Origin of the sequence: Kitasatospora albolonga (assembly GCA_002082585.1) — a bacterium.
Lineage (GTDB): Bacteria > Actinomycetota > Actinomycetes > Streptomycetales > Streptomycetaceae > Streptomyces > Streptomyces stephensoniae.
Genome location: CP020563.1, coordinates 1432407 through 1453809, shown reverse-complemented (window position 1 = coordinate 1453809; position 21403 = coordinate 1432407). Strand labels below are relative to the sequence as shown.

Here is a 21403-nt window from a genome sequence, read left to right as displayed (position 1 = left end):
CAGAAACGAGATCCCATGGCCACCGTCCTGTCGGTCTCCGGCAGCCCCTCCGCCACCTCCCGCACCGCCCGGCTGCTGCGCCACCTCGACGCCGACCTGATCGCCCAGGGCCACGAGGTGATACCCCTTGATGTCCGTACGCTGCCCGCCGAGGCCCTCCTCGGCGCCGATTTCGCGCACCCCGAGATAGTCCGCGCCACCGAGCTGTTCGCCCGCGCCGACGGCATCGTCATCGGCACCCCCGTCTACAAGGCCGCCTACTCCGGGCTCCTCAAGACGCTCCTGGACCTGCTGCCCCAGTACGCCCTGACCGGGAAGACCGTCCTCCCGCTGGCGACCGGCGGCACCACCGCCCACGTCCTGGCGCTCGACTACGCCCTGCGACCGGTGCTCTCGTCGATGGGCGCCGCGCACATTGTCCCGGGCTGGTTCGTCCTGGACCGGCACATCACGACGGGCGACGACGGGGGAGTGGTGCTCGACCCCGCATCCGCCGCCCCGCTCGACCAGGTGGTCGCCCAGTTCGCTGCCGCCCTGGACCGGACCGTGCCCACCGCCACCGCGCCCACCACGGGCACGGGGACCGCCACCGCCACCGTGCCCGTCCCCGCCACCCGTTGACCCCGACCCCCGCCCCGTACGCACCCCTTCTGGAGGCAGGCCCGTGACCGCGCCGACCCGACGACGACCACCCCTCACCGCGCGGGTGATCCGCGACGACGCCGAGGCGCTGCGCACCGCCGCCGGACTCGCCGAGGAGTTCCGCCCGGGCGCCTCCGGCCGGGACGCCCGGCGCGAGCTGCCCCGCGCCGAGCTGGACCGGCTCACCGCCACCGGCCTCCTCGCCATCACTGTCCCGGCCGAGTACGGCGGGGCCGATGTCCCGGCCGCCACCCTCGCGGAGGTCTTCCGGCTGCTCGCCTCCGCCGACGCCAGCCTGGCGCAGATCCCGCAGAGCCACTTCGCGTACGTCAACGTCCTCCGTCAGCAGGGCAGTGACGAGCAGCGGGCCTTCTTCTTCGGCGAGGTGCTGGCCGGCCGCCGCTTCGGCAACGCCCAGTCCGAGGCCGGGACCAGGCACCTCCAGGACATCCGCACCCGGCTCACCGCGGCCGGGGACGGCTCGTACCTCCTGACCGGCGTGAAGAACTACTCCACCGGGGCCCTCTTCGCCGACTGGATTCCCGTCCTCGCCCGCACCGGGGACGACGACCTGCTCCATGTCGCGTACGTCCCCGCCGATGCCCCCGGCCTCACCGTCACCGACGACTGGGACGGCATGGGCCAGCGGACGACGGCGAGCGGCACGGTGCGCCTGGAGTCCGTCCGGGTCCCGGAAGCCCACGTCGTCCCCCACCACCTCACCTTCACCGGCCCCCAACTTCACGGCGCCATCGCCCAGTTGCTGCACACGGCCATCGACGCCGGGATCGCGGCGGGCGCGCTGGCCGAGGCGGTGGATTTCGTGCGGACGCGGAGTCGGCCCTGGTTCGAGAGCGGGTACGACACCGCCGCCGAGGACCCCCTCCTCATCCAGCGCTTCGGTGAACTCGACCTCCGCCGCAGGGCCGCCGACGCCCTGCTCGCCACCGCCGCGCACGCCGTGGACGCGGCCCGCGCCGACCTGGACGACGACAGCGCGGCCGAGGCGTCGGTCGCGGTCGCGGCGGCGAAGGCGTACGCCGGGAGCGCGGCCCTGGAGATCGCGGACGCGCTCTTCGAGGTGTCCGGCACCCGGGCCGCGCTCGACAGCCTCAACCTGCACCGGCACTGGCGCGACGCCCGCACCCACACCCTGCACGACCCCGCGCGCTGGAAGATCCAGCACATCGGCCGGTACGTCCTCAACGGCACCCGCCCGCCCCGCCACGGCCTGCTCTGACTCACCACCCCCTTCGGAGAGACGATGTCCCTGACCTTCCACTGGTTCCTGCCCACCAACGGCGACAGCCGCCATGTCGTCGGCGGCGGCCACGGAACCCCGGTCACGGCGGCGGGCGGCGACCGCCCGCCGACCGTCCGCTACCTCGCCCAGATCGCCCGCGCCGCCGAGGACGTCGGCTTCACCGGGGTGCTCACCCCCACCGGGGCCTGGTGCGAGGACGCCTGGCTCACCACCGCGATGGTCAGCCAGCACACCGAGCGGCTGAAGTTCCTGGTCGCCTTCCGCCCCGGCTTCGTCTCACCGACGCTGGCCGCCCAGATGGCCTCCACCTACCAGCGGCAGACCGGCGGCCGGCTGCTGCTCAACGTCGTCACGGGCGGCGAGAGCCATGAGCAGCGCGCCTACGGGGACTTCCTCGACAAGGACGCCCGCTACGCCCGCACCGGCGAATTCCTGGAGATCGTCCGGCAGTTGTGGGACGGCAAGACCGTCGACCTGGACGGCGACCACCTGCACGTCGAGCAGGCCCGGCTCACCCAGCTCCCCGACCCCGTCCCCGAGGTCTACTTCGGCGGCTCCTCCCCGGCCGCCGGACGCGTCGCCGCCCGCCACGCGGACGTCTACCTCACCTGGGGCGAACCGCCCGCCCAGGTCGCGGAGAAGATCGCCTGGATACGGAAGCTCGCCGCCGAACAGGGCCGTACCGTACGGTTCGGCATCCGGCTGCACGTGATCACCCGGGACACGTCCGAGGCGGCCTGGGCCGAGGCGGACCGGCTGCTGGCAGGCTTCGACCCGGAGACCGTCCGCTCGGTCCAGGAGGGGCTGCGGCGCAGCGAGTCGGAGGGCCAGCGGCGGATGCTGGATCTGCACGGCGGCGGCCGGGACGGTCTGGAGATCCACCCGAACCTGTGGGCGGGCATCGGCCTGGTCCGGGGCGGCGCGGGTACGGCCCTGGTCGGCAGCCACGCGGAGGTCGCGGACCGGATCAGAGAGTACCACGCCCTGGGCATCGACGAGTTCGTGCTCTCCGGCTACCCGCACCTGGAGGAGGCGTACTGGTTCGGCGAGGGCGTCCTGCCCCGGCTGGCGGACGCGGGCCTCTGGACACACCCGGCGGGCCCGCTCCGCCCGGCACCCGCCACGGAGATCCCGTTCGCGGGCGGGGCACGGTAGGCGGGGCGGGGCGGGGCGGGGCGGAGAGCGGAGGGGGCGGGGTCGGTCGTACGGGGGTGGGTGTGCGGTCGGCCGCAGGCCCGGGCCCGTGGTCGCGGGCTCCGAGGCCATCGGCGTACGAGGGCGGGCGCGCGGTCGGCCGCAGGCCCGCGCCCGAGGCCGCAGGCCCCGAAACCATCGGCGTACGAGGGCGGGGCGCGCGGTCACCCGTGCGTCCCGGCCCCACGGCTCAGGTCGCCAGCCGCCGTATCTCCTCCGCCAGTTCCGCCGCCGAGGTGGTGACCACCATGTGGTCCGCCTCCGGCAGCACCACGTGCCGGCCGTGCGGCGACTGCCGGGCCCGGTACGCGTGCGAGACCGTCGCCCGTCGGCGTACGGACTCCGGCATGCCCGCCGATGTCCGCCCCGCGGACACCACGGTCACCGGCAGCCCCGCGAGCCCCGGCGGGTTCTTCAGCAGGGCCCGCAGATCGCCCGCCGCGTCCTCCAGTTCGCGGCCCCGGGCGCGGGTCATGGCGACCGTGAACCCCTCGGCCCGCAGGTCGGCGGCGGCGTCGGGCGGCAGGGCGGCGGTGAGCGAGCGGTAGACACGGCCCAGGAGCCCCAGCCGGGCCAGCCACACCGTCGCCAGCTGTCCGGCCCGCTCGGCCCGCCGCATCGAGGGCTCGAACAGCAGGTCGCACGCCTCGTCGGAGGGGTCGACGAGCACCAGCCCGGCCACCCGCGCGGGCCGGGCTGCGGCGGCCAGCCGCACCAGGGGCCCGCCCCAGCTGTGGCCCACCAGGAGGAAGGGGCCGCCTGGGCCCAGGTGGTCCAGCAGATCGCCCAGGTCGTCGGCGAGCGCGTGGAGCCGACGGGAGGCCCCGGGCGGGGCGGCGGGGCTGCGGCCCAGCCCGCTGCGGTCGTACACCACGGTCGGCGCGACATCGGCCAGCGCGGTCTGGACCCCCGCCCAGTACGAGCGGCCCGCGGCGAGCCCGCCCTCGAAGACCACGGTGGGGCGGCCCTCGGGGCCTGCCCGCCGCTGGTAGTACAGCTCCCGCCCGTCGCGGGTGCGGGCCCGGCCCGGCTCGCCCTGGCTGTGTACGGGGGCATCGGCGCCGGGACCCGTACCGTGCTCAGCCGGACCCATCCCCCACGCCTCCCGCGCATCGTCACGTTGGCGCCCCGGGACCGTCCGGGGCGCCAAGTAAGGCAAGGGTAACCTAAGCCGGAGGCTCCTGGGTGTGCGGCTCACCGCTCCAGCGCCGCCTTCATCATCTTCTGCGCGATCGGCGCCGCCAGGCCGTTGCCGCTGACCTCGGAGCGGGCCGAGCCGGAGTCCTCGACGATCACCGCGACGGCGACCTCCTTGCCGCTGCTGTCGTCCTTCGCGTACGAGGTGAACCAGGCGTACGGGGTGTTGCTGTTGTCCACGCCGTTCTGCGCGGTCCCCGTCTTCCCGCCGACCTCGGCCCCGGCGATCCTCGCGTTGGTGCCGGTGCCCTCCTCGACCACGGTCACCATCGCGCTCCGCAGCTGCTCGGCGGTCTTCTCGTCCACCACCCGCTTCGTGTCGCCGTCCTCGGTCTTCTCCAGTGCCGACCCGTCCCCGTCCGTCACCGACGACACCATGTGCGGCGCGGCCAGCTCACCGCCGTTGGCGAGGGCCGCGGTGACCATCGCCATCTGGAGCGGGGTCGCGGTGACCTCGAACTGGCCGATACCCGTCAGCGCCGTCTGCGCCTTGTCCATACCGGTCGGGTAGACGCTCTTCGAGGCCCGCACCGGGACGTCCAGCTTCTCGGTGTCGAACCCGAACGCGTCCGCCATCTCCTTCACCTTGTCCTGGCCGAGGTCGGCCGCCGCCTTGGCGAAGACGTTGTTGCAGGAGTACTGGAGGGCGGTGCGCAGGGTCGCGTTCTCGCAGGGGGCGGAGGCGTTCTCGTTGCGGAGGATCGTGCGGGTGCCGGGCAGGGTGTACGGGTCGGGGCTGTCGGTGGCCTCGTCGACCGACCCGTACAGACCGTTTTCCAGCGCCGCCGCCGCGACCACCAGCTTGAACGTGGAGCCCGGCGCCAGCGGCTGCCGCAGCGCCCGGTTCACCAGCGGCTTGTCCTTGTCGTCCAGCAGCTTCCGCCAGGCGTCGCCGTCCCCCGTACCGCTGATCTCCGACGGGTCGTACGAAGGTGTGGAGACCATGCCGAGGATGCGGCCGGTCTTCGGGTCGATGGCCACCGCCGCGCCCTTGTCACCGCCGAGCGCCTCGTACGCCGCCTTCTGGACGCCGGGGTCGATGGTGGTCAGGACGTTGCCCGGGACGGCCTGCCTGCCGGTGATCAGGTCGGCCGGGTTCTTCAGGCGGTCGTCCGTGCCGTCCAGGACGCCGCTGTAGATGCCTTCGAGCTGGGTCGCCCCGTACGCCTGCGAGCTGTAGCCCGTGACGGCCGCGTAGAGCTCGCCCTGTGTGTAGGTCCTCTTGTACCGGAGGTCGCCGCCACTGGTCCCCTTCGATCCGGTGACCGGTGAACCGGCCACGATGATGTCCCCGAGCGGATGCGCGTACTGCGCGATGGTGTTCCGCCGGTTGTGCTCGTTGTCCGCGAGCGCCTTGGCCTCGTAGCCCTGCACCCAGGTCGCCCGCACCAGCAGGGCGAGCACCATGAGCAGACAGAAGGCCGAAGCGCGCCTGATTGTCTTGTTCATCCCGCTGGAGGACGAGCGGGGGAGCCGGGGGCGTTCCCGGTTGTGCCGCTTCTCACCGATTTCTCACCCGGCCCGATGTCACATGGTGGACCGGCCTTCTCGAGCCCCGGCCGACGCGGCTGCCCCGGCGGCCTGCTCGATCGTCGCGAAGCGGGCCGCACGGGCTTCCTCGTCCACCGGCTGCTCGTTCTCGGCGCGCATCCCGGTCCGGCCGTCGACGCCCTCGCGCAGGATGTCGGACTGCCCGGCATGCCGGTTGGTCTCGCCGATGACATGGACCAGGACGGCGAACAGGTTCGTGTCCGCATAAGGCTCCGGCCACCAGGGCACATGGCCGGGGGCATCGAGGGCAAGCTCGTCGATCGTCGCGTCCGCGTGCTCCCACGTACGCCGGTAGAACCCGACGATCTGATCGTGCGTCTCGTCCCCGGCCGCCCAGTGATCGCTGCCGTCGGAGTCCTGCCACCGGCACAGCGGCTCCGGGGAAGGGCGGCCGAAGACCTCGCCGAAGTATCGGGCCTCGACCGTGGCCACGTGTTTGACCAGGCCGAGGAGGTTGGTCCCGGTCGCCGTCAGAGGCCGGCGCGCGTCGTACGGGGACAGGCCGTCCAGCTTCCAGAGCAGCGCCTCACGGTCCCGCCGCAGCCTCTTGTGCAGGTTGTCCTTCGCGAACTCATCGATCATGCCGCACGAGCCTGCCACTCGGGCACGTGGCTTGCATACCGGTCCCTGCGGAAGGACCGCGTACGTCGGTACGGCACCGGACGTCGGTACGGCACCGGACGTCGGTACGGCACCGGACGTCGGTACGGCACCGGACGTCGGTACGGCACCGGACGTCGGTACGGCACCGGACCCGTCCGGGGTTCACGGCCAGGGCCTCTTCGCACGGAGGCGTCTCGTCTGCCGGGCCTGCAACCCGGCGAACCTTCCCGGTCAGAGCACTGGACCTGATCAGGCGATTCGTGCGGGCACCGCTGCGCGACTGGCCCACTCCGGGGCCATTGCCAACACGGAAGGCCCGGAAATAGAGTCCGGACACATGCACGATCGGGAACTCTGTTCAGAATGACGATGTTTCTGGCCGGTGTTCCAGGACCCGAGGGGAACCCACGGTGAGCGCAGCACCCGTCTGGAGCGTCGACCCCCGCAGCGGGAACCCTCGCGAGCAGGTCGCGGTGGAGGCCACCGCCGAGGAGGTCGACCGGGCGGTCCGGGCGGCCCACTCCGTACGCGGGGCGCTGGCCGACCGGACGGCGCGCGCCGCGTTCCTGCGTACGGCGGCGGAGCTGCTGGAGGAGTCCGGGCCGCACATCATCGAGGCCGCCGACGCGGAGACCGCCCTCGGACCGGCCCGGCTCACCGGGGAACTCGCGCGCACGGCCGCCCAGTTGCGGGACTTCGCGGAGGCCGTCGAGGAGGGCGCCTACCTCGACATCCGCATCGACCACGAGGACGGCTCCCGCACCCCGCCCCGGCCCGATCTGCGCCGCTGGAAGATCCCGCTCGGGACCGTCGCCGTCTACGCGGCGAGCAACTTCCCGCTCGCCTTCTCCGTCCCCGGCGGCGACACCGCCAGCGCGCTGGCCGCGGGCTGCCCGGTCGTCGTCAAGGCCCACCCCGGCCACCCCGCCACCTCCGAACTCTGCGCCTCGGTCCTCCGCCGCGCCGCCGCCCGCACCGGGCTGCCCGAGGACGTGGTCACCCTGGTCCACGGGTTCGACGCGGGCGTCGGGCTGATCCGCCATCCGCTGGTGAGCGCGGCGGGATTCACCGGCTCGGTACGCGGCGGACGCGCCCTGTTCGACGCGGCGGCGGCCCGCCCCGTGCCCATCCCCTTCCACGGCGAACTCGGCTCGCTCAACCCGGTCGTGGTCACCCGGGCCGCCGCGGCCGGGCGCGCGGGCGAGATCGGCGCGGGGCTCGGCGCCTCGATGACCCTGGGCGTCGGCCAGTTCTGCACGAAGCCGGGGTTCGTCCTCGCCCCGGTCGGCGACGCGGGCGACCGGCTGGTCAAGGCCCTCACCGAGACGGTCAGTTCCACCGGCTCCGGCGTGATGCTGGACCACCGGATGCGGGACGCGTTCCTCACCGGCGTACGGGAACGGGCCGAACTCCCGGACGTCGAGGCCCCGGTCACTCCCGGCGCGGGCAGCGACCACACCGTCTCCGCCGGATTCCTGACCGTCCCGGCGAGCCGGCTGACCGCCGACGGCCCGCACGACGCGCTCCTGGAGGAGTGCTTCGGCCCGGTCACCGTGATCGCCCGGTACGGCTCCGGGGACGAGGCCGCCGCCGTCCTCGCCCGGCTCCCCGGCAACCTCACCGCCACCGTCCAGACCGCGACGGAGGGCGAGGACCCGGAGGCCGCCGGGCTCCTCGCCGCCCTCACCCCGCTCGCCGGGCGCATCCTGGTCAACGGCTGGCCGACCGGCGTCGCCGTCGCCCCCGCCCAGCACCACGGCGGCCCGTATCCGGCCACCACCTCGCCCACCACCTCGGTCGGCGCGACGGCCATCGAGCGCTGGCTGCGCCCGGTGACGTACCAGAACACCCCCGACGCGCTCCTCCCGCCGGAGCTGCGCGAGGCCAACCCGCTGGGCCTGCCCCGCCGCGTGGGCTGATGGTTCCCGTCTACGGCGCCAGGGCGCGGAGGCGGCGGTGTTCGAGCGGCGCGGCGAGGGCGTAGGCACCGCCGCCCGCCACGGCGAGCACCCAGAAGAGGCCGGGGGACGCGAACAGCAGCGCCGCCGTGGAGACCAGGGCGAGCCAGCCGCCGAGACCGTAGTGCAGCAGATTGCGGCGTACGGAGCCCTCGGCGAGGTAGAGCAGCCCGACGACCAGGCCGGACCCCGCGGGCCAGAGGACGCTCCGGAGTTCTGGATCGCCGAGGACGGACGTGAGGCCCGTGATGGCGAGGAACAGGGCCGTGAACGCGACGACCCAGGCGGCGCCGAGCAGTTTGCCGGACAGCACGTCCGGGGCGGCGGCCCCGCGCTGGGCCCGCAGGGCGGCGCGGGTGGCCAGGACGATGCCGGTCACCAGCCCCGTACCGAGCAGGGTCACGGGCAGCCAGCCGGGCAGGGCGATCCAGGGGGAGTCGCCCCCGGAGACCGCGGCGGCGCCGTGGCCGAGCAGGTAGGCGAGCCCGAAACTCACGTAGGCCGCGCGGTTGTCGACCTCGTGGGCCCGGGCCCGGGGTGCCGCAAGGGCCGGGGCGAGGGGCGGCGGGGCGATGACGGTACTGGTCATGGCGGGTTCCTTCGGGGTTGGAGTTGGAGGTGTGGAGGGGGCGGGCGGCGGGACCCGGTCCCGCCGCCCACCCGGACCCGGGTGCGTCAGGGCCGGACACCGTCCAGGGCCTCGTCGGGGACCCAGGAGCCGTGGATGCCCGCGGTGACACGGCGGGGCAGATGGACGGCGGCGACCCGGTCGAGCCCCGAGGCGTCCAGCACCAGGAGCTGCGAGGCGTCCTGCTTGAGGTCGGAGACGACCGTCAGGAGGTAGCCGTCGTCCTCGTTCACCGCACCGGCCGCCGGGACGAAGACGGCCTCGCTGGGCAGCCGGGCGTCACCGACCCGGTGGATGCGGCGGGCGCCCGTGACACGGTCGTACTTGACCACGCCGTAGCCGCCGAACCCCTCCTGGTCGGGGAAGGACACCGCGTACTGGTAGCGGTGCTCGGCGCCCAGGTACTCCTCGTTGAGGGTGGGGAACTCCACCGCGAGGTCGTCGATGATCTGCTCGTCCACCGAACCGGCCGCCAGGTCGATCACCCAGCGGCGGGTGTAGGAGCGGGCGTTGGGCTCGGCGCCGCGCCCCGGCGCGCCGATCCACCAGTTCCAGGAGAGCCGGAACCCCTCGCGGTCGACGGTCGGCCCCTCCAGGACGATCCGGCCCTGGCCGTCCTCGTAGGCGTTGCCGACGTGCAGCATGTTGCCGGGTTCGATGGAGAACCACCGGACGTGCCGGGCCCCGCCCTCCCCGCGCGGCATGACACCGATGCGGGAGGGCTGGGCGTCGCTCCAGCCGTACGGAATGCCGGAGTGCTCGGCCGGGTCGAAGGTGACGTTGCCCTCGACGAAGACGACATGACGGCGGGTCAGGGCGAAGTCGTGCTTGAGGGAGGCGGTCGCCCCGGGAATCTCGGCGCTGTGGATCAGCTCGCCCTTGGCGTCGCAGACGTGGTGGGTCAGGAAGGGCGGGAACGGGGAGGAGCCGAAGAAGTGGAGCTCTCCGGTGACCGGGTCCTCCTTGGGGTGGGCGGTCATGGCGGTGCGCAGCTTGCCGTCGAAGTCGTGGGCGCCCACGGTCTCCAGGTCGGGGGTGAGCTCGAAGGGGAGGTTGGCCTCGCAGAGGGCGAGGAGGCGTCCGGCGTGCTCGATGACATGGGTACCGGCGGTGCTGGCGGTGAGGTCGGGGCCCCGGTCGGTCATGTAGGGGGCGCCGTCCAGGGCGGGGGTGTGGACCCAGCGGTTGCGGTACCACTCGGCGCGGCCCTCGCGCAGCCGGATGCCGTGCACCATGCCGCTGCCCTTGAACCAGTGGGCGGGGGTGACGCCGGGCTTGGGGTTGTGGCTGTTGCGGATCAGCCGCCCGGTCAGCTCGGGGGGCAGGCTGCCCTCGACGGTGAGGCCGGTGGCGGTGATCTCGTCGGCGACGGGGGTGTAGTGGCCGGTCAGGTAGGGCGGAGTCGTCATGGTCGGTTCCTCGGTTCCTGTCTGTCGTGGTGTCGTGCGGGAGTGGTAGAGGGCGGTGGTACGGGGCCTGAGGTCAGGCGGGCCGCTCGGCGCGGGCCTTGAGGCAGTCGAGCCAGCTCTGCAAGGAGGTCCTGAGGGCCGTCGTGAGGTCGTCGGCGGCCGCGTCGACGGGCTCGCCGCTCCAGGACTCCTCGGTGTGGACGACGGTCCCGGCGTCGGCCTGGTCGAACGTCCACACATGGATGCCGGTGATCCCCTGGACGGTCCCCTCCCAGACGATCCGCCGCCCGGGGACCAGCTCGACGACCGTGGAGGTGATGTCCATCCCGTGGGTGAGCCAGCGGAAGCCGGTGCCCGCCTTCAACGGACCGTCGAGCCGCGCCCGGTCGATCCCGGTGTTCCAGGCGGGCCAGTTGTCGATGCCGGTGTGCAGCGCCCAGACGGCGGCGGTGGGGGCGTCGATCAGCGCGGCCAGGCTGACGACGACGGGAGCGGTGGAGTCGACGGTGTGCATGCGGTGTCCCTGTCGGTCGGTGGTGAGGGCGGAGAGGGGAAAGGCCGGGCGGCAGATGCGCGGTTCCTGTCCCGGGAGGTGCGGTGCGGTGCCGTGGCACTCGGCGCGTGAGGCGGGGTTCCGGTGTCAGCGGTCCCGTCGGCCGTGCCCGTACGGCGGCTCCGGCAGGTCAGCAGCGGAGCGAGCAGCGCCGTGGCAGCCAGGACTCCGGCGGAGACCGCGAAGGCGGCCCGGTACCCGGCGGTCAGGGCCTCCGGGCCCGGCGTGTGGACCGAGACCCCGGCCGTCACGGACCCGGCCAGCGTGGCGAGGCAGGCCAGGCCGATCACCCCGCCGATCTGGCGGGTGGTGTTCACCAGCCCGCCGGCCAGCCCCGCGTCCCGCCCCGGGACGCCGTCCACGGCGAGCGCGGTGAGCTGGACGAAGGCGAGGCCCAGGCCCAGGCCGATGAGGACGGTCGGGCCGAGGACATCGGCGGCGTAGCTTCCGCCGGAGTCGATACGGGACAGCCAGAGCAGCCCCGCCCCTTCGAGGAGCAGACCGGCGGTGAGTGTCGCGGTGGCGCCGGTACGGCGGGCCAGCCGCGGTGCCGCCAGTGCGCCCAGCATGTTGGCGGCGGCGAGCGGGAGTTGGCCCACGCCGGTGGCCAGGGCGCTCATGCCCAGCACCTGCTGCATGGAGAGCGGCAGGAAGAAGAACAGCGCGATCCACACGGAACCCAGCAGCGCCATCAGCAGGTTGCCCGGGGCGACGCGGCCGGTGGCGAACAGCCGGGGCGGCACCAGGGCGTCCGGCCGTCGCCGCTCGATGACCGCGAAGGCCGCGAACAGCACCAGGGAGCCGAGCAGCCCGCCGACCACCCCGGGGTCCGTCCAGCCCGCCTCCCGCGCCCGGGTCAGCGCCCACACCAGACCGGTCAGGGCCAGGGTGACGGTGACCGTACCCGGCAGGTCGAACCGGCCGGGCACACGCCCGCCGCCCCGGGGCACCAGCGCCACCACGGCGACGAGCACCAGCACCGTTCCGATCGCGACGGCGTGGAAGATCCACGGCCAGCCCCACGCCTGCGTGAGGATGCCGCCCAGGAGCACCCCGGCCGCCCCTCCCGCGCCCGAGACGGCACCCCACACCCCCAGGGCCCGGGCCCGGCCGGGGCCCGGCGGGAACAGTCCGATCGTCAGGGCCAGGGCGGCGGGGGCGATGGCGGCGGCGCCGAGGCCCTGCACGGTACGGGCGGCGATCAGCACGCCCGGCGAGGCCGTCAGGCCCGCCGCCGCCGAGGCCCCCGCGAAGAGCACGAGCCCCGCGACCAGCACCCGGCGGCGGCCGAGCAGGTCGCCCGCCCGGCCCCCGGCCAGGAGCAGCGCCCCGAACGCCAGGCTGTAGGCGTTGACCACCCACGTCATGCCCCCGTCCGACAGGCCCGCCCCGAGGCGGATCTGCGGGAGGGCCACGTTCACGATCGAGGTGGCGAGCATGACGGTGAACTGCGCCGCGGCCAGCGCCGCGAGCGCGGCTCCCGGGCGGGGCGCGGCGGCCGGCCCGTCCTTCGTACGTCCAAGGTTCATGACGCACAGCCTCGGGCTGGCCGCTGTCCACATTCCATGGCCGCCGGGGGCCGGGACTGTCCACCGCTGTCCGCGCCTGTCCACCCGGCGGGACCGGGTGGGGCCCGGCTACCGCTCGCCGTGCAACTCCCGCTGCCACAGGGCGTCGCAGAGCAGGTCGAGGCCCTGGCGCACATGGCGCCGGTAGGTGCCGTACGGCAGGCCGAGCCGACGGGCGGCGGCCTCCTGGGTCGGTACGCGGGAGAAGTAGCCCGCCGTCAGCGCCTCCCGGGCGCGCACCCCGCGCGGGTCCCGGGCCAGCTCGTCGACGGCCCGGCGCAGCAGCTCGCGCAGGTGCGGGACGGGTTCCGCGGAGTCGGCCGCGAGGCGGCTGCGCAGCAGCGCGCAGGCGGCGAAGGCCGAGGCGTCGCCCCAGTGCGTCAGCGCCTCCCGTACCGCCTGGTCGAACGCCGTACGGGGAAGGGGCGAGGGCCCCGGCGAGAGCGGCTCGTCGGTGGTGGCGGAGATGAAGCGGCCGAGCCAGGTCTCCACCGGGGTGCGGCGCCAGTCGACGGCGAACAGCCCGTAGGTGTGCTCACCGACCCGCGGGCGCTCCCCGGTGTCGGCGAGCGTGCCCCGCACCCGCTCGGCCCAGGCTTCGGCGTCCCGGTAGACGGCGAACCCGTAGGCGCGTCCCCGGGCGCGGGCGGCCTCCGCCTGGGCCCGGGAGCTGCTCAGGTCGATGACGCGCGAGGGCACCTGGTACCGCTCGGGGTAGACCGAGAAACGGCTGACGCCGATGTGCTCGCCCGGGCTCACGGGCGCGGTGGCCTCCGCGTACCGCCAGGCGGCGGCGACCACGGGATCGGCGGCCAGGTCCTCGGGACCGGGCGGGGCGGACAGCGCCAGGCGGGCGGTGAACGCCACCATCCGGCCCGTGCTCACCAGCCGGTAGACGCTGAACGCCTGCGGCTGGCGCCCGGCCCAGTGGCGGACCAGCGCCGCCGAAGCCGGGCCCTCGGTCTCCTCGGCCATGGCGAGCACCGCGTCGAGGTCGCCCGGGTGGAGGGGGCGGTCGTGCACCTCGTCCTCACGGGACCAGGTGCGCAGCCGGGCGAGAATCCTGCTCTCCCGGAAGAGGTGGAAGAGGTCGTCGGTGACGGTCCAGACCCGTTCCTCCGGAGCCTCGCGCAGGAGACGCAGATACTCGTCCGCCAGCCGTCGGCGCATCGCCTCGTAGGCGTTGGGCGCCCGCCAGCGCAGATCGGCGGCGAGCGTCTCGCGGGCCGCGTCGTGCGGGTGGAGACCCCGGTGGGTGGACTCCATGAAGGGCAGGTCCCGCAGCCAGGAGAAGAGCGGATGGGCGTCCTCCTCGGGGAGCACCGAGGCGAGCAGCTCCTCGGACGTCGAGTGCGCCTGCGCCGCCACTTCCAGGGCACGGCGGTGGGCGGCCGTGGGCACCTCGCCGATCAGCCCCGCCAGCAGGGTGCGCAGGACGTCCGCCGACGGGGTCCAGATCTCCTCGTGGCCGCAGCCCTTCGATCCCGCCGCCGCCGCGAGGGACAGGGCCAGCGGGTTGCCCCCGGCGAACCGCAGGACCCGGTCGCGCAGTTCGGGCCGGATGTGCGCCGAGGCCAGCAGGGAGCGGGCCTGTTCCTCGGTGAACGGCCCCAGTTCGGTGACGTGCAGAAGCCGGGACCAGGCGGGGTCGGCGGTCCACTCCGGCTCCGGCGGGCGCCGGCCTGCCAGCACGATCAGGGTGTCGTCGGCGGCGCGGGGCAGGAAGCGGTGCCGCAGCCAGCTCTCCAGCCACTGGCAGTGCTCGAAGGAGTCCACCAGCAGGACGGTCCCCGGCACGTCCAGGAAGGCTCCGGCGGCCCGCTCGAAGTCGGCCGGGTCCCGGCTGACGAACCGCCCGTCGAGCTCGACGAGGTGCCGGTCCGCCGTACGGGCGTGGTCCGCCATGCGCCGCAGCAGCGTCGACTTCCCGATGCCTCCCGGCCCGCACACGAAGAACGCGAACGGGGTGTGCGGCCCCCCGGCCAGAGCCTCCGCGAAGCGCTCCAGCTCCCCGCCCCGCCCGACGAACGCCTGTACGCGCGCTCTGCTCAGCCGCTCCCCGACCGATGCCATCCCGACTCCCGAATCCCGAACTACCCTGTGTCCTCTTCTACTTGACGCTTCCGAGGTCGCGGTGGTCGGTGTGGCCGGAGACCAGCAGGGTGGTCTCCTCGACCCGCAGGAAGCGCCCGTCGGCGGCCAGCTCGGCGAAGAGGTAGACCTCGGTGACGGAGACGCGGCCGTCGTGGTGGGTGAGGGTGACGGTGTGCCGGTCGGCGTAGCGCGGCCCGTCGCGGAGCTCGTCGTGGACCTCCACCCGCCCGTCGCTGATCAGGGAACGCAGACGCGTCATGTGCTGGACGAACCCTTCCCGGTCGCTCCACACGCCGTTGGTGCGCTGGCGGTAGTCGGGGGCGAAGTGCCGTTCGACGGCTGCGGCGAGGTCGCCGCCCGGCGTGAACAGCAGGTCGTTGAGGGCTCTGGTGATGTCGGTCGTCGTCATCGTCGTCTCGGTCGCCTGGGGGAGTCGGGGGAACTGCTGGGTACGGGCGTGGGTACGGGGATACGGATACGGGCTCCGGCTCGCTCCGGCAGGGCAGGGGCGCCCGGCCGGAGCCGTCGTGCAAGACGCCGGTCAGCCGCCCGGGGTTGCGTCCTCGGGGAGCGGAGTGCGTACGGGAGTGAAGACCAGCGGCAGCGAGACGGGGCCCCGGGTGTAGAGGCCGGTCTCCCGGTAGCGGAAGCCGGGGCGGTAGCGGACCTCGTCGAGCAGCGGCAGGAGCATCGCGGCGACGGTCTCGATCTCGGCCCGGGCGAAGGCCGCGCCCACGCACTGGTGGAGCCCGGTGCCGAAGGCCAGGTGCTGGGCCGCCGCCGTGAAGGAGCGGGCGGTGCCGAGGTCGGCGCGGTCGATGTCGAAGGTGTCCGGGTCGGCGAAGACGGCGGGGTCGCGGTTGGCCGCGCCGATCATGCAGAACACCGTGGCACCGGCCGGGACGGTGGTCCCGGCGATCACCGCCGCCCGCTCCGCCCGGCGGGGGACCAGCTGGACCGGCGGGGTGTACCGCAGGGTCTCGGCGATCGCGGCGGGCAGCAGGGCCGGGTCCCGGCGCACCCGCGCCAGCTGCCCGGGACGGTCGATCAGATGCCTGACGAGCAGGGCGAGGGTCTTGTCGGCGGGCTCGGTGGCGGCGGCGAGCACATTGATGATCAGCGCTGTGATGTCCCGGACGCTCAGGGCGGTGCCCTCGAACTCCGCGGCGCACAGCTTCGATATCAGGTCCGGGCCCGGTTCGCGGCGGCGTCGCTCGATGACGGGGACGAGGTAGCTCTCCAGCTGCTCGGCGCACTCCATGCAGTGCCGGCGGCGCTCGGGGGTGAGGGTCAGGCCGGTGATGAACTCGGCGACCCCGCTGTGCCAGGCGGCCACCCGCCGCCAGTCCCCGCGGTCCAGCCCGAGGAGGTCCAGCGTCACCTGTACGGCGAAGGGCTTGCCGAAGTCGCCGACCAGGTCCATCCGCCCCCGGGCGAGCAGGGGCGCGAGCAACTCGGCGGCCCGGGCGCGCACGCCCCGCGTCTGCTCGCGCAGGGCCTCGCCGGTCAGCCCACGGACGACGATCCCGCGCTTGGCGGTGTGCTCCGCCCCGGTCATCTGGGCGAGGACCGGCCCGCGCATCACCGGTTCGGCGCGTGCTTGCAGCGTCTCGGTGGTGAACGCCCGGTGGTCGGTCAGCACCCGTCCGACGTCCTGGTGGCGGGAGAGGAAGTAGCTGTCGACGGCGGGCTCGTAGTGCACCGGAGCCTGCTCCCGCAGCCGGGCGAAGTGGCGGTAGGGATCGGCGGCGAACGCGTCCGACAGAACGCTGAAGCCGGGACGTACCAGGGGCATGGGCGGGGCCTCTCCACAGTGCACGGCAGCCGGGCCGCTCCGCCCCCGCGCCGGACCGGCCACAGGGTAACAACCGTGCGGTACGCGCCGGAGGCGGCCCGGCCCCGGGAGGTGCCCCGCCCCGGGGCGGCCGTCCCGGGAATGACCTGGTCCGCCGCGGTGTTCGCACCGGAGGCCCCGAGCCGCGGAGAGAGCTCCGCACCCGCCCCCGACCCCTGGAGAGAAGAAGAGTCATGCGCGTCGAGATCTGGTCCGACATCGCCTGTCCCTGGTGCTACATCGGCAAGGCCCGCTTCGAGAAGGCCCTCGCCGGGTTCGCCCACCGGGACGAGGTCGAGATCGTGCACCGCTCCTTCGAGCTCGACCCCGGCCGGGCCAGGGGCGAGCGGGAGCAGGTCGTCGACATGCTGGCCGCCAAGTACGGGCGGACCCGGGAGGAGGCCGCCGGTATGGAGGCCAACGTCGCGGCCAACGCGCGGGCCGAGGGGCTCGGTTACCGGACCGAGGGCCGGGACCACGGCTCCACCTTCGACATCCACCGGCTGCTGCACCTGGCCAAGGCCCGCGGGCTCCAGGACGAGCTGCTGACCCTCGCCTACCGGGCCAACTTCGCCGAGGAGCGGTCCGTCTTCGACGACGACGTGCTGCTCGCCCTCGCCGTGGAGGCCGGGCTCGACGCCGACGAGGCGCGGGCGGTGCTCGCCGACCCCGAGGCGTACGCGGACGATGTCCGGGCCGATGAGCGCGAGGCGTCCGAACTGGGCGCCAACGCGGTGCCGTTCTTCGTGCTCGACCGGCGGTACGGGATCTCCGGCGGCCAGCCGTCGGAGGTCTTCGTCCAGGCGCTGGAGCAGGCGTGGAAGGACCGCCCGGCCACCGCGCTGACCACCGTCGGCGGCGAAGCGGCGGCCTGCGACACGGACGGGGCCTGTGAGGTCCCGAAGGGGTGAGACCCGCCCGGCCATAAGGATGCCTTGGGTTCGCCCCGTACATTTCGGCAATTGACCAGGAGGTGCGGGGGCTCCAGGCTGGGCCCATGACGATCTCTCCGCTCAGCCGGGTGGCCGCCGCCGAGTTCGCGCCCGAGGTCACGTACCTCAACACCTCCAGCTGGGGGCTGCTGCCCCGCCGGACCATCGCCGCCGTCAAGGCCCTCGCCGACGAGAACGCCGTCGGCCGCCGGACCGGCGCGGGCAGCTTCGACGCGGTGGAGGCGGCCCGCGTCGGCTTCGCCCGGCTCGCCGGGGTGCACCCGGACCGGGTCGCCACCGGCAGCTCGGTCACCGTCCATGTCGGGCTGATCGCCGCCTCGCTCCCGGCGGGGGCGGAAGTCCTGGCGCCCGAGGGGGAGTTCACCTCCGTCGTCAGCCCGTTCGCGCTCCGGGGCGATCTGCGGATGCGGTACGTGCCCCTCGCGGACCTCGCCGACGCCGTACGGCCCACCACCGCGCTCGTCGCCTTCTCCTCGGTCCAGTCCGCCGACGGCCGGGTCGCCGGCCTCGCCGCCGTCCGCGCTGCCGCCGCCGCCCACGGGGCCCGAACCCTGCTGGACGCCACCCAGTCGGCGGGCTGGTTCCCGCTGGATGCGGGGGCGTACGACTACACCGTCACCGGCGGCTTCAAGTACCTGCTCTGCCCACGCGGTACGTCGTTCCTCACCGTCACCGAGGAGGCGCAGGCCACCCTGCCGAACCTCTTCGCGGGCTGGGTCGCCGCCGGGGCGCCCTGGACCGGCAACTACGGTCCGCTGGAGCGGGTCGCGCCCGGGGCCCGGGGGTTCGACGAGCCGCCCGCCTTCCTCTCCTACCACGGGGCCGAGCACTCCCTCGCGCTGCTCGCGGAGATCGGGACCGAGGCGCTGTACGCGCACGCCACCGGGCTCGCCGCCCGGCTGCGCGCGGGGCTGGTGGAGCGGGGGCACGAGGTGGTCCCGGGGGAGTCCGCGATCGTCTCCGTGCCGGGGCTCGACCACCGCGAGCCGGAGCTCGCGAAGGCCGGGATCGCGGTCTCGACGCCCGCCGGGAACCTGCGGATCTCCTGCCACCTCTACAACACGGAGGCCGATGTGGACCGGGTGCTGGAGGTGCTGGGCTGACCGGGCCGTCAGCCCCGCTCCGGGCACCCCGCCGTCTCCTGGCAGAGGTTCGCCTCCACCTTCGCCAGCAGCCGCGTCAGCTCCGTACGCTCGGCGCTCTCCAGGCCCGCGAGCGTGTGCTCCTCCAGGCTGCCCCAGGCGTCCCGCACCGCCGCGTGCAGCGCGCAGCTCTCGTCCGTCGCCTCCACCAGCACGGCCCGCCGGTCGTCCGGGTCGGGGCGGCGGCGCACGTGCCCGGTCTGTTCGAGGCGCTGGAGCATCTTGGTGATCGTGGACGGGTCCAGCTCCAGGGCCCTGATCAGCTCGGCCTGGCGGACCGGGCCCGCGTCCCACAGGTGCATCATCAGGAGCTCCTGCCCGGGGTAGAGCCCGAGCCCCTTGAGCAGCTTCCCCGCCGCGATCCGGTGCAGCCGGGCCACCCGGGAGACGGCGTGGCTCACGGGCCCGCCGAGCGCCGCTCCGGGCAGCGTGCCGGTGCAGGCGGACTCCGTCGGCGCGTCATCGGCGCGGGCCGTTTCCGGCGGCGCGCCGGTACAGCCCGCTTCCGGTGACGCGTCGGTACAGGCGGCTTCCTCGGCGGGGGCGTGGCCGGTGTTCATGGCGGGGCTCCTCGGTGCTGCTCCGGTGGGGCTTCGATGATGCCCGGCGGCTCTTCCCCACACTTTACCTTGGTCGGCCAATTAATGAGCTACAGTGACCCCAGTGCCGATGGTTGGCCGACCACCTAATTCATCGACCGGCCGACCACATACTCTTCTGGGAGCCTTGATGACCACCGCTTTCGACCCGATCGACCTGTCCGGCACCCCGCTGGCCAACCGCATCGTGATGGCCCCGATGACCCGGAGCCGGGCAGGCGAGGGCGGTACGGCCACCGAGCTGACCGCCGCCTACTACGCCCAGCGCGCCTCGGCCGGCCTCGTCATCACCGAGGGCATCCAGCCCTCCGCCGTCGGCCAGGGCTACCCCTTCACCCCGGGGCTCCACAGCGCCGAGCAGGTCGCCTCCTGGCGCAAGGTCACCGACGCCGTGCACGCCGAGGGCGGCCGGATCTTCGCCCAGATCATGCACTCCGGCCGCATCGGCCACCCCAGCCTGCTCCCCGACGGCCTCGTCCCGGTCGGCCCCTCCCCGGTCAAGGCCGCCGGTCAGGTCTACACCGCCGAGGGCGCCAAGGACTTCGTCGAGCCGCACGAGCTGACCGACGCCGAGATCCGGCAGACCGTCGCCGACTTCGTCACCGCCTCCCGCAACGCCGTCGAAGCCGGGTTCGACGGTGTGGAGCTGCACGGCGCCAACGGCTACCTCATCCACCAGTTCCTCGCGCCCAACACCAACCTGCGCACCGATGAGTGGGGCGGCTCGGAGACCGCGCGCATCCGGTTCGCCGTGGAGGTCGTCAAGGCGGTCGCGGCCGAGATCGGCGCCGCCCGCACCGCTCTGCGCATCTCGCCCTCGAACGGCTACAACGACATCGACGAGCCCGCCCCGGACGCCGTCTACACCGCCCTGGCCCAGGAGATCGAACCCCTCGGCCTCGCCTACCTGCACATCCTGGAAGGCGCCCCGATCCGCGAACTGACCCTCGCCCTGCGCAAGGTGTTCACTGGCCCCGTCCTGATCAACGTGCACTCCGACGGGCCGACCGGGCCGGACCACCTCACCGTGATCGAGGACGGGATCGCCGACCTCATCTCGTACGGCGCGCTCTTCCTCGCCAACCCGGACCTGCCCGCCCGGCTCAAGGCCGGTGGCCCCTTCAACACCCCCGACCCGTCGACCTTCTTCGGCGGCGACGCCAAGGGCTACACCGACTACCCGGCGCTCGACGCCGTCTGATCCGCCAGGGGCCGCCCGTCCCACCGCCACACGGTGCGGCGCGGGTGGTCCGGCAGTCCGGCGCGACCGGTGGCCCACAGCAGGACGGTCCACCGGTCGCCGCCCGCCGGGGCCCCGGGGAAGAGCCGGGCCAGCACCCGGTCGCAGAGCGCGGCGGGCGGCGCCCAGGCGAGCCCGAGGCCCTCGGCCAGGTCATGCGTGTGCACCAGGGTCTCCACCACCCCCATCGCGGCGAAGCCCTCCGGGTCGGAGATCCCGAACCCGTGGTACGAGCGCACCTCCGGCGGGGTCGTCCGCACCATCGAGGCCAGCAGCGCCCCGCTCGCCTCCAGGGTCGCCAGCAGACCGGCGGGCCCGGCCGCCCGGTCCGCGAAGACGGCGTTGTACGGCCCGCCCTGCCGCTCGGGCGCCCACCGGTAGGGCACCTCACCGTCGAGCGGGGGCGTGCGCGGGCCCAGCTGGACGGCGTACGCGAAGAGGTCGTCGCTCAGGTGCTCCGCCGTCTCCCAGCAGGTCCACGTGAGCCCTCCGGCGGGGGCCTCCCAGCGGTCCGCCGGGGCCCCGGCCAGCGCATCCACCGCGAGCCGGACGGCTGTCGTCACATCGTCGGCGGTGACCGGCAGCCGGGTCCCGGTCAGCGCGGCCCGCTCGGCGGCCGAGCACTCCACGCAGAACTCGTTGCCCTCGGGGTCCGCCAGGGTCGCCCACCCCCGCCCGTTCGGCCTGCGATGGTCGCCCACGAGCGTGGCGCCGAGCGCGAGCAGCCGCTCGACCTCCTCGTCCCGGCTGCGGTCCTGCGGCTGGACATCCAGGTGGACGCGGTTCTTGACGGCCTTCGGGTCGTCGTTCCGGACGAAGAGGATTGCCGCGCCGGGGGTCTCGAGCAGGGCCTCCGGATCGCCGGGGAAGTCGTCGTCGGCGAGCGGCGCGCCGAGCACCCGGGACCAGAAGGTGCCGAGCGCGTAGGGATCGGCGCAGTCGATCGTGATGTGCCGTACGTGAGAAGTCATGGC

At 74.0% G+C, this 21403-nt stretch carries 19 protein-coding genes; 7 read left to right on the top strand and 12 right to left on the bottom strand.

The annotated features are described in order from the left end of the window. The first annotated feature begins 15 nt into the window (after positions 1–15). From B7C62_06235 to B7C62_06225, 3 genes are all read left to right on the top strand, one after another. Positions 16–621, top strand: coding sequence for an FMN reductase (NADPH) (locus B7C62_06235; GenBank protein ARF71903.1), 606 nt, complete (start codon positions 16–18; stop codon positions 619–621). A gap of 85 nt (positions 622–706) precedes the next feature. Further along, positions 707–1882, top strand: coding sequence for an SfnB family sulfur acquisition oxidoreductase (locus B7C62_06230; GenBank protein ARF71902.1), 1176 nt, complete (start codon positions 707–709; stop codon positions 1880–1882). A 24-nt stretch (positions 1883–1906) separates the two neighbouring features. Next, the gene (locus tag B7C62_06225) at positions 1907–3061 is read left to right on the top strand and encodes an alkanesulfonate monooxygenase (GenBank protein ID ARF71901.1); all 1155 of its coding nucleotides are present in this window, start codon (positions 1907–1909) and stop codon (positions 3059–3061) included. Positions 3062–3290: 229 nt separating this feature from the next. Here B7C62_06225 and B7C62_06220 read toward each other — a convergent pair whose 3' ends face one another. The 3 genes from B7C62_06220 to B7C62_06210 form a co-directional block, all read right to left on the bottom strand. Further along, positions 3291–4193, bottom strand: coding sequence for an alpha/beta hydrolase (locus B7C62_06220; protein ARF71900.1), 903 nt, complete (start codon positions 4191–4193; stop codon positions 3291–3293). A gap of 101 nt (positions 4194–4294) precedes the next feature. Beyond that, a complete protein-coding gene (locus B7C62_06215; GenBank protein ID ARF71899.1) occupies positions 4295–5746 on the bottom strand; it encodes a penicillin-binding protein in 1452 nt (483 codons plus the stop codon). A 78-nt stretch (positions 5747–5824) separates the two neighbouring features. Continuing rightward, positions 5825–6430 (bottom strand): type I restriction endonuclease subunit M, encoded by a 606-nt coding sequence (locus B7C62_06210; GenBank protein ID ARF71898.1) that lies wholly within the window; start codon positions 6428–6430, stop codon positions 5825–5827. Between the two features lie 431 nt (positions 6431–6861). Here B7C62_06210 and B7C62_06205 point away from each other — a divergent pair, with 431 nt between their 5' ends. Next, positions 6862–8370: an aldehyde dehydrogenase (NADP(+)) gene (locus tag B7C62_06205; GenBank protein ID ARF71897.1), complete on the top strand. Its 1509-nt coding sequence runs from the start codon at positions 6862–6864 to the stop codon at positions 8368–8370. Positions 8371–8380: 10 nt separating this feature from the next. Here the strand turns inward: B7C62_06205 and B7C62_06200 are convergent, their stop codons facing one another. The 7 genes from B7C62_06200 to B7C62_06170 all read right to left on the bottom strand — a co-directional run bounded on the left by B7C62_06200 (position 8381) and on the right by B7C62_06170 (position 16456). Beyond that, positions 8381–8998 (bottom strand): ABC transporter permease, encoded by a 618-nt coding sequence (locus tag B7C62_06200; protein ID ARF71896.1) that lies wholly within the window; start codon positions 8996–8998, stop codon positions 8381–8383. 86 nt (positions 8999–9084) lie between these two features. Further along, positions 9085–10446 (bottom strand): dioxygenase, encoded by a 1362-nt coding sequence (locus B7C62_06195; GenBank protein ID ARF71895.1) that lies wholly within the window; start codon positions 10444–10446, stop codon positions 9085–9087. Between the two features lie 73 nt (positions 10447–10519). Beyond that, positions 10520–10960 (bottom strand): hypothetical protein, encoded by a 441-nt coding sequence (locus B7C62_06190; GenBank protein ARF71894.1) that lies wholly within the window; start codon positions 10958–10960, stop codon positions 10520–10522. Continuing rightward, on the bottom strand, positions 10909–12561 hold the full coding sequence (locus B7C62_06185) for an MFS transporter (protein ARF71893.1): 1653 nt from the start codon (positions 12559–12561) through the stop codon (positions 10909–10911). The genes B7C62_06190 and B7C62_06185 overlap by 52 nt, the downstream gene beginning before the upstream one ends. Positions 12562–12636: 75 nt before the next feature. After that, positions 12637–14640: an ATP-binding protein gene (locus B7C62_06180; protein ID ARF71892.1), complete on the bottom strand. Its 2004-nt coding sequence runs from the start codon at positions 14638–14640 to the stop codon at positions 12637–12639. Positions 14641–14677: 37 nt separating this feature from the next. Beyond that, positions 14678–15070, bottom strand: coding sequence for a hypothetical protein (locus B7C62_06175; protein ARF71891.1), 393 nt, complete (start codon positions 15068–15070; stop codon positions 14678–14680). Between the two features lie 132 nt (positions 15071–15202). Further along, positions 15203–16456 carry a cytochrome gene (locus tag B7C62_06170; protein ID ARF71890.1) on the bottom strand — a complete coding sequence of 418 codons (1254 nt, stop codon included), beginning with the start codon at positions 16454–16456 and terminating at the stop codon, positions 15203–15205. Between the two features lie 233 nt (positions 16457–16689). Here B7C62_06170 and B7C62_06165 point away from each other — a divergent pair, with 233 nt between their 5' ends. Next, positions 16690–17406, top strand: coding sequence for a protein-disulfide isomerase (locus tag B7C62_06165; protein ID ARF71889.1), 717 nt, complete (start codon positions 16690–16692; stop codon positions 17404–17406). An 86-nt stretch (positions 17407–17492) separates the two neighbouring features. Further along, complete coding sequence (locus tag B7C62_06160) at positions 17493–18551, top strand: class V aminotransferase (GenBank protein ID ARF71888.1); 1059 nt, start codon at positions 17493–17495, stop codon at positions 18549–18551. An 8-nt stretch (positions 18552–18559) separates the two neighbouring features. On the opposite strand, the gene B7C62_06155 is transcribed toward B7C62_06160, so the two are convergent. Beyond that, the gene (locus tag B7C62_06155) at positions 18560–19018 is read right to left on the bottom strand and encodes a MarR family transcriptional regulator (GenBank protein ARF77015.1); all 459 of its coding nucleotides are present in this window, start codon (positions 19016–19018) and stop codon (positions 18560–18562) included. 301 nt (positions 19019–19319) lie between these two features. On the opposite strand from B7C62_06155, the gene B7C62_06150 reads away from it, so the two are divergent. Beyond that, complete coding sequence (locus B7C62_06150; GenBank protein ID ARF71887.1) at positions 19320–20390, top strand: alkene reductase; 1071 nt, start codon at positions 19320–19322, stop codon at positions 20388–20390. On the opposite strand, the gene B7C62_06145 is transcribed toward B7C62_06150, so the two are convergent. After that, entirely contained in the window at positions 20366–21400 is a 1035-nt protein-coding gene (locus tag B7C62_06145) for a glyoxalase (protein ARF71886.1), read from the bottom strand. The genes B7C62_06150 and B7C62_06145 overlap by 25 nt on opposite strands. Positions 21401–21403 lie beyond the last annotated feature (3 nt).

Excerpts from the sequence above, each read along its gene's own strand:
- B7C62_06210 (ARF71898.1), bottom strand. The coding sequence starts at position 6,430 with ATGATCGATGAGTTCGCGAAGGACAACCTGCACAAGAGGCTGCGGCGG.
- B7C62_06150 (ARF71887.1), top strand. The coding sequence starts at position 19,320 with ATGACCACCGCTTTCGACCCGATCGACCTGTCCGGCACCCCGCTGGCC.
- B7C62_06180 (ARF71892.1), bottom strand. The coding sequence starts at position 14,640 with ATGGCATCGGTCGGGGAGCGGCTGAGCAGAGCGCGCGTACAGGCGTTC.
- B7C62_06200 (ARF71896.1), bottom strand. The coding sequence starts at position 8,998 with ATGACCAGTACCGTCATCGCCCCGCCGCCCCTCGCCCCGGCCCTTGCG.
- B7C62_06165 (ARF71889.1), top strand. The coding sequence starts at position 16,690 with ATGCGCGTCGAGATCTGGTCCGACATCGCCTGTCCCTGGTGCTACATC.
- B7C62_06215 (ARF71899.1), bottom strand. The coding sequence starts at position 5,746 with ATGAACAAGACAATCAGGCGCGCTTCGGCCTTCTGTCTGCTCATGGTG.
- B7C62_06185 (ARF71893.1), bottom strand. The coding sequence starts at position 12,561 with ATGTGGACAGCGGCCAGCCCGAGGCTGTGCGTCATGAACCTTGGACGT.
- B7C62_06195 (ARF71895.1), bottom strand. The coding sequence starts at position 10,446 with ATGACGACTCCGCCCTACCTGACCGGCCACTACACCCCCGTCGCCGAC.
- B7C62_06235 (ARF71903.1), top strand. The coding sequence starts at position 16 with ATGGCCACCGTCCTGTCGGTCTCCGGCAGCCCCTCCGCCACCTCCCGC.
- B7C62_06145 (ARF71886.1), bottom strand. The coding sequence starts at position 21,400 with ATGACTTCTCACGTACGGCACATCACGATCGACTGCGCCGATCCCTAC.
- B7C62_06175 (ARF71891.1), bottom strand. The coding sequence starts at position 15,070 with ATGACGACGACCGACATCACCAGAGCCCTCAACGACCTGCTGTTCACG.
- B7C62_06190 (ARF71894.1), bottom strand. The coding sequence starts at position 10,960 with ATGCACACCGTCGACTCCACCGCTCCCGTCGTCGTCAGCCTGGCCGCG.
- B7C62_06160 (ARF71888.1), top strand. The coding sequence starts at position 17,493 with ATGACGATCTCTCCGCTCAGCCGGGTGGCCGCCGCCGAGTTCGCGCCC.
- B7C62_06225 (ARF71901.1), top strand. The coding sequence starts at position 1,907 with ATGTCCCTGACCTTCCACTGGTTCCTGCCCACCAACGGCGACAGCCGC.
- B7C62_06170 (ARF71890.1), bottom strand. The coding sequence starts at position 16,456 with ATGCCCCTGGTACGTCCCGGCTTCAGCGTTCTGTCGGACGCGTTCGCC.
- B7C62_06220 (ARF71900.1), bottom strand. The coding sequence starts at position 4,193 with ATGGGTCCGGCTGAGCACGGTACGGGTCCCGGCGCCGATGCCCCCGTA.